The following is a 12,476-nucleotide window of genomic DNA, read 5'->3' as shown; positions in this document are numbered from 1 at the left end:
ATAAGTTAACAACGCAAAACTCAATATTATTTGTAGGAAAAAAGTTGAACAAGTTCAAACTTTTGTAAAAAAATCTACGAAATGTGTTTTTTTAACACTTCTAAAATTACAAAAATGTATTTTATGTGTATTTTTACGTAATCGATTACATTAATTTAAGCCCTTAAATAATAATGAGTTGAAAAAACAAATTTAACCTCACAAAAAACCACAAAAACCACAAGATGTACAACCTACTAAGAACAAACATTGAGCGAAAGATTCCGCTCACAGATGCAGAATGGGATATTATTGTCTCAAAGGCCGAACTCATCAAACTGAAAAAGAATCAGTTTCTGCAAATCCAAAATTCGAATAGCAGTTACGAAGGATTTATTTTGAAAGGCTCATTCAAAACCTACATTTTAAACGAAAACGGAACAGAAACCGTAATTTTCTTTTCATTCGAAAACGAATGGATTTGCGATCTGGAAAGCTTTTACCACCAAAAACCAACGACATACAATATTAAAGCCATAGAAGACAGCGAAATCGTGGTTATTAGTAAAATGCAAAAAGCGTATTTGTTTGCTGTAATTCCGAAACTTATTAAGTTTCATGTTCTAATGATTGAACGCGCCAATGTCGCTATTCAGCAAAGGCTTTTGGATGTGCTGAATAAAACCTCAAAACAGCGTTATCTGGATTTTAAAGAACGTTATCCACAAAAAGTAAGTTCGATAAATAATAAGAATTTGTCTTCGTATTTGGGAGTTTCACACGAATTTCTTTCAAAGATTAAGAGAACGGTTTCTTAGTTTTTGAGGTTCAAAGGTGCAAAGATTCAAAGTGACAAAGGTTTTTCTGTAGAGACCCACTGCGGTGCGTCTTACGTTGTGTAAAAAATCTCGCAAAGTCGCAGAGACGCAAAGTTTTTATCTCAAAGTTATACGTAATCTTGTCATTTCGAGGAACGAGACTCGAGCGATAGCGAACAGGCGAAGCAAATCTTCACAAGTAACTCCGTAGCGATAATCCAATCTTTGTAGAGTTTCTCGCGAAGATTTCTCGTTCCTCGAAATGACAAACTGCATGGGAACTTTATCAAAAAACTTTGCGCCTCTGCGTCTTTGCGAGATTAAAAAAACTTTCCGCCTTTGTGTCTTCGCGGCAAAAAAACTTGATTAAAAATCCAACATTCCAAACAAGCATTCAGTAGAAAAATGAAGCCTTACATTTTCCTTTTCTTCATTTTCAATAACCAATACATCATTAGGTTCTAAATGATATGGCTTTTCATCAATTGTAATAACTGCTGTATGTAAAGAAAATACAATTACCACTTCAGCATTACAATTCTGATTGCCATTTGCAATTTCCAATTTATGATGGGATATTTTCTCAGAAACCATCCAATTAAAATCAGTGCCTTTGGTGAAAGAAGTTACCTCATCATCCGAATTAAATTCCATGATTTCATACTTCTCATATGCTTTTTTTTCTTTGTTTACCTCAACATCTAAGTCGTTATCGAGCATAACCAAGTATCGGTGATAGCCTTTAAATTTGGTAAACTCCGAAGGCACTTCTTCAATTGTAGCACTGCTAATTCTAAATGCAAAATCTCTATCGGCGTAATTTGCTGTTTTTGGATAAATCATATATTCATATGTCAATCCACCACTCCAAATAGAGGGTTTAGTATTTTTTTTAGAGAAAAGCTGTATGTTCATTTATTGAATATTTTATTTAGAGAAAACAATTTGTCGTTTGTTTGAAGAGATCGTGTTGTAACTATTTTGAACCATATAAGTTATATAAGATAATATAAGGTTTGTCTGAAAAACGAATCTCGCAAAGTCGCAGAGACGCAAAGTTTTTTAGGCAAAGTTTGCATACAGTTTGTCATTTCGAGGAACGAGAAATCTTCGCGAGAAGCTCTACAAAGATTGGATTCTAGTAGCGGAGTTACTTACGAAGATTTGCTTTGCCTGTTTGCTATCGCTCGAGTCTCGTTCCTCGAAATGACAAGATTGGGTATATAATGCATGAAACAAAACTTAGCGAATCTCTACGTAATTCTTTGCGAATCTTTGTGGTATAACACTACAACACTTTCTCCAAATAAATAAACTCCAAAGGTTCAGCAGAAACTGTCGTGTGAATTTCACTCTCAGGGAAAGCTTCACGTTTTCCAGTATCTACGTAACCATGACGTTTGTACCACGCCACAAGTTCTTCACGTACCGAAATAACCGTCATAATAATGCTTGACAATCCCAAAGATTTTGCATGAATTTCGGCTTCAGCTAGGAGTTTTTTACCGATTCCGCTGTTTTGAAGTTCTGGCGAAACGGTAAGCATTCCTAAATACAATTGATGTCCTTTTTCAACCAATAAAACTGAACCGATGATTTTGTCATTTTCTGTAAATTTCAGAATTGTATTTTTTGGATCCAGAAAGATTTCTGTCATTTCGGGTTCGTCGGTTCTTTTTCCTTCTAGTAAATGCGCTTCGGTTGTCCAGCCTTTTTTAGAAGTTTCACCTCTGTATGCTGAATTTATTAAGATGGTTAATGCTGGAATGTCTTCTAGTAATACTTTTGTAATCACGAGTAATATATTCTGGAATTGATTTTTCAAAGATAAAAAAAGTCGCAAAATTTTAATTGTAGCTTTTAGTTTATAATAAGTAGTTGCTAAAATTATCTAAGCAAATAGGCTGCTATTGTTTTCTTGAAAAGAGAAGGCACATAGACTATTTTTTTCTCTTTGTCGAGTCCTATATCAGCTGCATAATATTCTTCTTTTCTGGTATCTGAAAGAATTTCTTTTGAGCCATCTTTATTTACATAATAAATAACTCCAGTCCAACAGCTCACAATAAATGTACTATCGGCTATTGGTTCAATTCCATCTGTATTTTCATCCATGCCTTCTGCCAAAAGCTGTTTATTCTTTTTAGGATCTATTTTGTATAATGATCCACTGTCTAAAAAATACAAATCAGTATCGATAGCTTTTAGGCCATTTGGTTTGTTTAGGTTTTCTAAATAAACAGTTGCACTATCATTTTCTAATTTGAAAATTTTACCCCCTTTTGGGTCAGAAACATAAACAACTCCTTTTTTATCAACAGTTACATCATTTAATATTTTGGCAGCATCAACGGTTATTTTTTTCAGTATTTTTTGTTGTTTGATATCTATAATTACAATTTCTGTAAGGTCGGCTACAAATAACTTATTCTTGAATTTTGCCATTCCTTTTGGGGCATTTAAACCTGATATCCAATTTAAATTAATGATTTTTCCATCGGCAGTTAATTTTCCTATGCTTCCTTTTCCGTCACGTTCAGCTGGCGAACCATCCATTAAAGAGGTGTATAAAATCTGATCTGTTTTGTCAAATAATACCGATTCAGGAATGGGTAAAATACTATCGGTTATCCAAATTCTATTTAAAGAATGTTGAGCAATACTCGAAAAACTGATTGTAAATAGCACTAAAACATAATAAACATTTTTTTTCATTTTGATTGGCTTTTGAATTTTCTTTGTGTTCACGAATTGGATGCTCGCCCTAGCGAAGGGATTTATTTTTCAATTAAAGTTCCTTCACTTTCGGTTTGTTGTAATTGATTTACATATGTTTTTCGAAATGATAATTTTTTTTCTTTTGAAGTTATTTCAAAAACTGTCGATCCTAGATTTTTATATCTATTAAACACGGCTGCAACAAGCGAGTCACCAATATTATTCATTTCTTCAATATCATCACTTGTTTTTCTCAAAATCATGTCGTTACAAACAATTAAAGTTTTTTCGGAGCTTAACACGAAAGTTTTGAATTTTCCTTTTGCAATTGTTCCACTAACCTTTTTCTCAGAATAATTATGACTTTTCATATCAAATGTATATATGCCTTCATTTACGGAATTGGTTTGATATTTTCTACCAGTCAAAATTGATTCAGATTTGCAACTGATCAAGATTAGAAGTATTAGAAGTAAAATATATTTATTCATCAATTTAGAATTTGTTTCTGTTAATTCTATTTTTAGTTGCAAGCTAATTCCTCTTTGCTAACGTGGAGTATTGCTTTTTATCTTTTCAATTAAGCTATTTTCTTTTTCTATTAATTTTTCAAATGGAGCTTTATTTGGAAGATGTTGTTTTTGATATTGTTCAATTAGCGGAATCGTTAAAACAATCTTTAAGGTGTTATAATAATCACTGATTTCACTTCTTTTTTGATTGATCGTTTTGGTTAAATTCTCTACATTAGATTTTTGAATGCTATATTTTTCTTCGCTTTTTGCAATCAGATTTAAGATTTTCTGTTTCATTACACTATCTCGAATGCTATTAATATGTCTGTTTGCCGATGCATAATAGTCTTCAGATTTTTGATTGTAATTATAAAAAATATCTGTTGTATCTCCTGTTTTCAGTTCTTTTAATTCATTCTCTAAACTTTTAAGCTCAGGAGACTTGTCTACAAGTTCCTGAAATAAGTCTTCGATTAAATCATTACCACTTTTAAGTCTTCCTAAATCAATAGATTTTTCCTCGAAAGCTTTTGGTTCTTCATTATTTCTATAAACGGTTTCATTTTTTTGACAAGATATCAAGAGAATTAATGAAAGGAAAGTGATTTTTTTTTGCATAGTTTTAAATATCAAGTTGAACGAAAACGAAGCTACAAAAAAAGGACTCATTTCTAATTTATATTTGTAAGGAATTTTTGGTTGAAGAAATTTATAAAGTGCATTAGAAAATAGCTTAACCTAATGTTTTATATTTTTGAATAAATTTAAATTTGTAAATTCACTTGCTATCGCGAGCGTCCCGCTCGTGCTCGTTCCAATTGGTTTTTGAATTTCTTTGTGTTCACGAGCGGGACGCTCGCGCTAGCGGGGGCAGGATTCTCATTTTATAATCAAAGAATCAATATTTTCTGTTTTGTATACGTAAGTACTCTTGTTCTTAATATTGTACAAAAAAAGATGAGATTGAGTTTGACCTATATAAACATTTTGATTGGAAGTAGATATTTTTTTACCACTATATTCAAATATAATTTTTCTATTAGATATGCCATCCTTAATTTTATCGGCATCTAATTTTCTATAAGTACTAATTTGATTTCCGATATAAATGACAGAAAATATAGTAATTAATAATATATTGTCGTTTATGAGATTTTGATTTTTAAAAAGAGTACTGGAAAAGTAAATTACAGATAAAAAGAGACATGCATAAATTAAATTTACATCTTGTAATTCATAAGTTTTCAAGCAAAAATATTTAGTCAAAATTATAGTAGAAACACTTTCAATAAGAAGTAATAAAAGTAGTGGTACGGGAAAAGTTGATAAAATACGCCATATTTTCTTTTTTTGTTGAGGTTTAATCCCCTCCCTTTCTTCAATGCTATCATCTTCAATGATTTCTTTATCATTGTTTGTTTTTATAAAATCTGGATGATTGATAAGTCTATTATATACAAATATATATAGTGTTGATGCCAAGAGAACGATTGTTGGCAAAAAAGAAAGTAAAATCTCTGTATTACTTATATAGTGATAAATATCTATATTAAATTCTTTATAGTAATAATGTAAATTGCAGAAACCAAAATAAATTAAACAAACTGTTATAATAGGTACATACTCGACAATTTTTTTCATTTAATTGTTATGTATTTTGAAATTGTTACTAACTCATTTGTAGTTGAAATAAATATTCGTAGATATTTCTGCTTTCGTAAGCATTTAGTTTATGTATATTTTGTGTTAACGAGTAGGACACTAACGCTAGCGGGCGAGGTTGGGGAATAAAGATGCAAGATTTTTCGGTTAAACACAAATTTTGCAAATATAAAACCATTTTTAAATTCAGCCCCAAACTCCGATCTCGCCAAATGGCTGTTAGTACCAGTTTTTTATTTACAACTTAATTTCTTTTTATTTAAAAACTCAGTTTTGTTGTTGGTAATTATTAAAGTATCTATTTCTCCGCCAACTGTTGGAACAGCTGGTTCAAATCTCATTTGGTCAATAGTTGTTCTTATTAAGTGTCTCGAAAAGTCAACACCGTCTTGTAAGTTCATTGTTTGGAATATTGGTAATCTTTGCGGGTTATTCAAAAGTCTATTTATTACATCTGTATCACCACCTCTTACAATTCCATAGTTAATTTGGTTTTGAGGCTGAATATAATTATGTCTTTGGCCCACATTATTAAATATGTCAACTCCAAAAACGAATGGATCGTTATTATCATATCCTGCAACAACAAAACCAGTTTTAGGTATTGGATTAAACTGTCTAAAATAATTTAACAAGTCTGTTACCAAGTCATTTGTTGTTCGTGGCGGGTTTGCAAGATTATTAATTTCAAATTGTTCTATATAGTGAGCAATCGGTAAATCGTCAATTTGTGCATCTCCAAATGTTCCAATACCATATTTATCAAATATTTTAAAAACTTTTAGTGTTGCATCAGATAATGTGATCATTGTCTGAATATTAATTTGTTGTTGTGGATTTTGAGGATTTGGAACTGTTTGATTAAATGCCCCCGTAGTTCTACTGTCACCAGAAATTACTATTCCTGTTGGTGTGTAAACTGCAATAATTACTGACATAATTTAGGTTTTAAAATTGTTGCTAAATCATTTATATGCGAAACAAACTTTCACATGTACATCTAAAAATCGGCTAGATAAGTGAAGCTTTATTTCGGTTTCTTAATTTTCAAATATATGTTTTTTTTCTTGCCAATTTTTACGGATTTCCGTACTTGAATTTTTATTTTATAACTCAAAATAATTTTAGAGTATTGAAATAAAAAAAAACGACTGAAATTTATTTTCAGTCGTTGTAAGATGATAATAATAAATGGTTATCCCAAGAAACTCTTCAACTCCTCATAAGTCCCAATTTTCACACTAACTTTCTCCTCATTAATAACGCTCTCAATTTGAGCAGGAATAGGAAGTGTAATTCCTAAAGCAGGTTCAACCACATCTAAGAATTTAATAGGATGCGCTGTTTCTAAGAAAATACCAATGGCGTTAGGGTGTTTTTTCAGTTCTTTTTTCAAACCTAAATAACCCACAGCGCCGTGCGGTTCTGCAATATAACCGTCTGTATTGTAGATTTTCTTTAAAGCATCAAGCGTTTCTTCGTCTGTATAACTATAAGAAGAAAAGTCTTTTTCGAAAGCTTTTAAGTCGTTGTTGTACAATTCCTGAATTCTAATAAAGTTGCTTGGGTTTCCAACGTCCATGGCGTTAGAGATTGTTGCTTTAGAAGGTTTTGGGTCGTATTTTCCGTTTTCTAAGAATCTTGGCACCGTGTCGTTTACGTTTGTAGAAGCTACGAAATGCTCAATAGGCAAACCTAATTTCTTAGCCATAATTCCCGCGCATATATTCCCGAAGTTTCCGCTTGGGCAAGAGAAAACTAAAGGTTTGTTTTGGCTTTTCAACGCTTTGTAAGCAAAGAAGAAATAAAACATTTGCGGTAACCAGCGTGCAATATTAATCGAGTTGGCAGAAGTCAGGTTTTTGTGCGCTAAAGTTTCGTCTAAAAACGCTTTTTTCACCATATCCTGACAATCGTCAAAAACACCGTCAACTTCAAGAGCTTTAATATTTTGCCCTAAAGTAGTCAATTGTTTTTCCTGAATATCGCTCACTTTTCCAGACGGATATAAAATGACAACATCAACGCCGTCAACGCCTAAAAATCCGCTTGCAACGGCTCCGCCTGTATCTCCAGAAGTAGCTACTAAAACAGTGTTTTTAGCGTCTTTTTTGTCTTTATTGAAATAGCCCAAACAACGTGACATAAAACGCGCTCCAACGTCTTTAAAAGCCATTGTAGGACCATGAAATAATTCTAACGAATAGATTCCGTTTTCGACTTTCACAACCGGAAAATCAAAAACTAAAGTTTCGGCAATGATTTCTTTTAGTTTTTCTGCAGGTATTTCGTCGCCAACAAATTGTTTAATCGCTTCAAAAGCAATTTCTTCATGGCTTAAACTTTCAATTTTATCAAAAAAAGAAGGATCAAGCGGTGTGATGCTTTCTGGGAAATATAATCCTTTGTCAGTTGCTAATCCTTGTATAACAGCTTCTTGAAAAGAAACTTTTGGGGCATTATGGTTTAAACTGTAGTATTTCATTTCTAATTTTAGATTTTAGATTTTAGATTATTTGAAATGTAAATTCCAATGGTTTGTGTTTATTTAACCGCAATCCCGATAGCTATCGGGAGCAAAGGAATTGGTTTCTTTTGAAAACGCAGAGTTCGCAAAGCTTTGTGGTAATATCTTTTTATTTCAATAGTTATTTTTAAGCATTTTTGTCATTTCGACGTAAGGAGAAATCTTCGCATATAACTCCGCAACGTTGAACTAATCTTTGTCGAGTTTCTCGTGGAGTTTTCTCCTTACGTCGAAATGACAAACTGCATGGCTATGCTTTGTGTCTACTCTTTGTCGAGCTTCTCGTGTGATCCTTCGTTCCTCAGGATGACAAACAGGACGTGTCATACTTTGCGTGGGCTTCGACGGAGTTTATCCTGAGGAACGAAGGGCTCAGCCTGACAAACTTTGTCTTAATACTTAATTCTTCGTACTTAATATTTTTCTACAAAATTCTTACGCCGTCTGGATTGATTTTCGAGACGTGAATTTCATACGGTAAATTCATTTTTTCGTAAACGTCGCTCATGGCTTTTGCGATTTGGTCGGCTGTGTTTTTTCCTCTGCTTAAAGCGAAGATTGATGGGCCAGAACCTGAGATTCCAGAACCTAAAGCACCGTTTTCGTAAGCCGTTTGTTTGATTTGGTCGAAACCTGGAATTAAAACGCTTCTTAAAGGCTCTACGATTTCATCATGAAGTGAACGTCCGATTAATTCGTAATCTTTGGTGTAAAGACCTGCAACCAATCCGCCTACATTTCCCCATTGCATAATGGCGCTTTTTAGGGAAACGTTTTGTTTTAAAACCGAACGAGCGTCAGACGTTTTCAACTCAATTTGCGGGTGAACCACCGTTGCGTACAATTCCTCTGGACTATCAATTCTGATAATGTCAAGCGGGGCATAACTTCTTACCAAAGTAAATCCGCCTAAAAGGGCAGGGGCAACGTTGTCGGCATGCGCGTTTCCGCTGGCTAATTTCTCGCCCTGCATCGCAAACTGAACTAAATCTTTACGAGAATAAGGTCGTCCCAATAATTCATTAATTCCGAAAACCGCTCCCGCAGAACTTGCCGCACTGCTTCCGATTCCGCTTCCAGCTTTTATGTTTTTATAAATTTCGATTTCGAATCCGAAGTCTAATTCGTCTAAAGTTTCTAACATGGCCAAAGCGGCAACTCCAGAAACGTTTTTCTCAGTTTCTAAAGGCAAATTGGCACCGACAATTTTAGTGATTCGAACTCCTTTTTGATCGACTTTTCGAACAATCATTTCGTCGCCCGCATTGTCTAAGCAAAGTCCCAATACGTCAAATCCGCATGAGAGGTTGGCAATAGTTGCTGGGCAAAAAAGTTTAATTTCCATTTCTTTTTAAAGGTTCTGAGTTGCTAAGATGCTAAGGTTCTAAGTTTTTCTTTGCAACTGTTTATTTTTTAGTTTCTAAGGTTTCGAGATTCTAAGAGGCTAAGATTAGTTTTGAAAAAACTCAGAACCTTAGCATCTTAGAACCTTAGCACCTTTAAATATTTCCTATTCTAATAACGTCTGCAAAAATTCCTGATGCTGTTACAGCAGCTCCTGCACCGGCTCCTTTGATCAATAAAGGCTGATCTACGTAACGATCTGTGTAGAACAATACGATATTGTCTTTTCCTTCTAAATTGTAGAAAGGATGATCTTTTGGAATGAATTGCAGACCAACGCTTGCTTTTCCGTTTTCGAATTGCGCTACGTATTTCAATCTTGAATCTTTGGCTAAAGCTTCTTTGTAAATGCCATCAAAATGAGCAGCATGTTTGATTAGCGATGCGAAGAAATCTTCGTTGTTTGTTGTTGCTAAACACTCTGCTGGCAGGAACGATTCGTTTGCAATTGCGTCAATGTCCATTTCGTAACCGCTTTCGCGAATTAGGATTAGAATTTTACGCGCTACGTCGATTCCGCTTAAATCAATTTTTGGATCTGGTTCTGTAAAACCTTGAACTCCAGCTTCTTTTACCACATCGTGGAAAGAGTTGTTTTCGTCAAAATTGTTGAAAATAAAGTTCAAACTTCCAGATAAAACTGCTTGAATTTTATGCACTTTATCTCCAGAGGCAATCAGATTTTTTACAGTATCAATAATTGGCAATCCCGCACCAACATTCGTTTCAAACAAGAAAGGAGCATTGTATTGGCGTGATAAGCTTTTTAGTTTTTTATAGTTGTCGTAAGCAGAAGAACAAGCAATTTTGTTGCAAGTTACAACGGCAATACTCTCTTTTAAGAATTTCTCGTATGCTTCAGAAACTGTCGCATTTGCCGTGATGTCCACGAAAATGCTGTTACGTAAATTCAGTTCTTCTGCACGTTTGATGAATCCGTCTATACTTGCTGGTTCGCCTTCTGCTAAAGCGGCATCCCAATTTTTTAATGAAATTCCGTCTTCATCAAAAATCATTTTTCTTGAGTTAGACAACGCAATTACGCGAACGTTGATCTTTAAATTATCTTTTAAGAACTTTCTTTGGTTGTGAATCTGTTCGATGAATTTTTCACCCACATTTCCAACTCCCATTACAAATAGGTTCAGCTGTTTTGTGTTTTCTTCGAAGAAATTCTCGTGTAAAGTATTCAACGCTTTTTTAACGTCTCTTTCGTTAATTACAGTCGAAATATTTCTTTCAGAAGCACCTTGCGCAATGGCACGAATATTTACGTTGTTTTTTCCTAAAGTGCTGAACATTCTTCCGCTTAAACCTTGGTGATTTTTCATGTTTTCACCCACTAAAGCAATAATGCAAAGGTCTTTTTCTACATAACAAGGATCGATTTTGTTTTGTGAAATTTCGATTTCAAAAGCTCTGTTGATTGCAGCTTCGGCATTATCAGCATCAGAATTCAGAATTCCGATACAAATTGAATGCTCAGAAGAAGCTTGCGTAATAAAAATCACGTTGATTTTTTCCTGAGATAATACTTCGAATAATCTTCTTGATGAACCTGCAACTCCAATCATTCCTGGACCTTCAAGAGTTACAAGCGAAATATGATCAATATGGCTAATTCCTTTTACAACAGTATCTTTTGATGAAACCTGATTCGAAATTAAAGTCCCTTCAGCTTCTGGCTCAAAAGTATTTTTGATTAAAATTGGAATGTTTTTTCTTAAAACTGGCTGAATTGTTGGTGGATACAATACTTTTGCTCCAAAATGCGACAATTCCATCGCTTCTTGATAAGAGATATTCGCAATTGGCTGTGCTTGTTTAACGATTTTTGGGTTTGCAGTAAACATTCCGTTTACGTCAGTCCAGATTTCCAATTGTTCAGCGTTGATTGCTCCAGCAATAATGGCAGCAGTATAATCTGAACCTCCGCGTCCTAAAGTTGAAGTGATTCCGTCCAAAGTCTGCGCTATAAAACCAGGCATAATATTGATTTTCGCTTCATTCGAACCAAAATATTCCTGAATCAATTTATTTGAAACTTCGAAGTTAACCACAGCTTTTCCGAAGTTATTATCTGTTTTAATTAATTCTCTACTGTCTTTGTAAACTGCATCTTTACTGATTTGCTCATAGGCTTTAGCAATAATGAATGAAGAAAGCAATTCACCAAAACTTAAAATAGTATCGGCAGTTCTAGGAGATAATTCGCCAAGCAAGAAACAGCCGTCTAATAAAGTTTCTAAATGGTTGATGATTCTTTTTACATGACTCAGCAAACTGCTTTGTTCGCTAACGGGAATAAGTTCTTTAAGTGTGTCAAGGTGTTTTTTCTCGATTTCAGCCACAACTTCTCTAAAGCTTTCATCGTTTGCGGCTGCTTTTGCGGCTGCTAATTGTAGTAAATCTGTCACTTTGCTTAGTGCTGAAACTACAACAACGAGTTGATCCTGTTTTGCTTTTTGGTTTACAATGTCGAGAACGAGTTTTATATTTTGAGCATTGGCAACCGAAGTTCCGCCAAATTTTAATACTTTCATTTTTGTGATATTTTTTAATAAGGTGCAAAGGTTTTGAGTGGCAAAGGTTCAAAGGTTATCAACTGTGAACTGAAACTGAAAACTGCAACTTTTTTTTCTTTGTAAATGTTTTTTATGTATCCAATAACTCTCTTCTTTCAAGAAAAAAGTATAGGTAACCTAGAATTATATGTAAAAATGTATACCCCTAAGGGGTAGTAGTTGTTGTAGTAGTAATAATGGTAGCAGCAATCGCAACTCCTGTTTGAGCTGTAATAATTGTAGATTGATATTTTATGCTGTTACTTTTCATTTTTGATTTTTCAAAAGT

At 33.8% G+C, this 12,476-nt stretch carries 11 protein-coding genes; 1 reads left to right on the top strand and 10 read right to left on the bottom strand.

The genetic code is table 11. The features are described 5' to 3' along the window. Positions 1 to 224: 224 nt before the first annotated feature. Positions 225 to 797: a Crp/Fnr family transcriptional regulator gene (locus DM397_RS15970; protein WP_111378492.1), complete on the top strand. Its 573-nt coding sequence runs from the start codon at positions 225 to 227 to the stop codon at positions 795 to 797. Between the two features lie 366 nt (positions 798 to 1,163). Here the strand turns inward: DM397_RS15970 and DM397_RS15965 are convergent, their stop codons facing one another. The 10 genes from DM397_RS15965 to thrA all read right to left on the bottom strand — a co-directional run bounded on the left by DM397_RS15965 (position 1,164) and on the right by thrA (position 12,166). Beyond that, complete coding sequence (locus tag DM397_RS15965; RefSeq protein ID WP_111378491.1) at positions 1,164 to 1,712, bottom strand: HutD family protein; 549 nt, start codon at positions 1,710 to 1,712, stop codon at positions 1,164 to 1,166. A 373-nt stretch (positions 1,713 to 2,085) separates the two neighbouring features. Then, a complete protein-coding gene (locus DM397_RS15960) occupies positions 2,086 to 2,592 on the bottom strand; it encodes a GNAT family N-acetyltransferase (RefSeq protein ID WP_111378490.1) in 507 nt (168 codons plus the stop codon). 92 nt (positions 2,593 to 2,684) lie between these two features. Further along, a complete protein-coding gene (locus tag DM397_RS15955) occupies positions 2,685 to 3,512 on the bottom strand; it encodes an SMP-30/gluconolactonase/LRE family protein (protein WP_111378489.1) in 828 nt (275 codons plus the stop codon). 62 nt (positions 3,513 to 3,574) lie between these two features. After that, positions 3,575 to 3,886, bottom strand: coding sequence for a hypothetical protein (locus DM397_RS15950; protein ID WP_142479055.1), 312 nt, complete (start codon positions 3,884 to 3,886; stop codon positions 3,575 to 3,577). Between the two features lie 177 nt (positions 3,887 to 4,063). Next, on the bottom strand, positions 4,064 to 4,648 hold the full coding sequence (locus DM397_RS15945; RefSeq protein ID WP_111378487.1) for a hypothetical protein: 585 nt from the start codon (positions 4,646 to 4,648) through the stop codon (positions 4,064 to 4,066). A 261-nt stretch (positions 4,649 to 4,909) separates the two neighbouring features. After that, positions 4,910 to 5,671 (bottom strand): hypothetical protein, encoded by a 762-nt coding sequence (locus tag DM397_RS15940; RefSeq protein WP_111378486.1) that lies wholly within the window; start codon positions 5,669 to 5,671, stop codon positions 4,910 to 4,912. 254 nt (positions 5,672 to 5,925) lie between these two features. Beyond that, entirely contained in the window at positions 5,926 to 6,630 is a 705-nt protein-coding gene (locus DM397_RS15930; RefSeq protein WP_111378484.1) for an Ntn hydrolase family protein, read from the bottom strand. Positions 6,631 to 6,887: 257 nt separating this feature from the next. Then, positions 6,888 to 8,177: a threonine synthase gene (thrC, locus tag DM397_RS15925; protein WP_111378483.1), complete on the bottom strand. Its 1,290-nt coding sequence runs from the start codon at positions 8,175 to 8,177 to the stop codon at positions 6,888 to 6,890. Between the two features lie 466 nt (positions 8,178 to 8,643). Further along, positions 8,644 to 9,564, bottom strand: a complete 921-nt coding sequence (locus DM397_RS15920; protein WP_111378482.1) for a homoserine kinase — start codon at positions 9,562 to 9,564, stop codon at positions 8,644 to 8,646. A gap of 154 nt (positions 9,565 to 9,718) precedes the next feature. Next, positions 9,719 to 12,166: a bifunctional aspartate kinase/homoserine dehydrogenase I gene (gene thrA / locus DM397_RS15915; RefSeq protein WP_111378481.1), complete on the bottom strand. Its 2,448-nt coding sequence runs from the start codon at positions 12,164 to 12,166 to the stop codon at positions 9,719 to 9,721. Positions 12,167 to 12,476: the final 310 nt, after the last annotated feature.

It is taken from the genome of Flavobacterium nitrogenifigens (assembly GCF_003254565.1).
In the GTDB taxonomy this organism is placed as follows: domain Bacteria; phylum Bacteroidota; class Bacteroidia; order Flavobacteriales; family Flavobacteriaceae; genus Flavobacterium; species Flavobacterium nitrogenifigens.
This window is presented reverse-complemented; position numbering and strand designations above follow the sequence as displayed.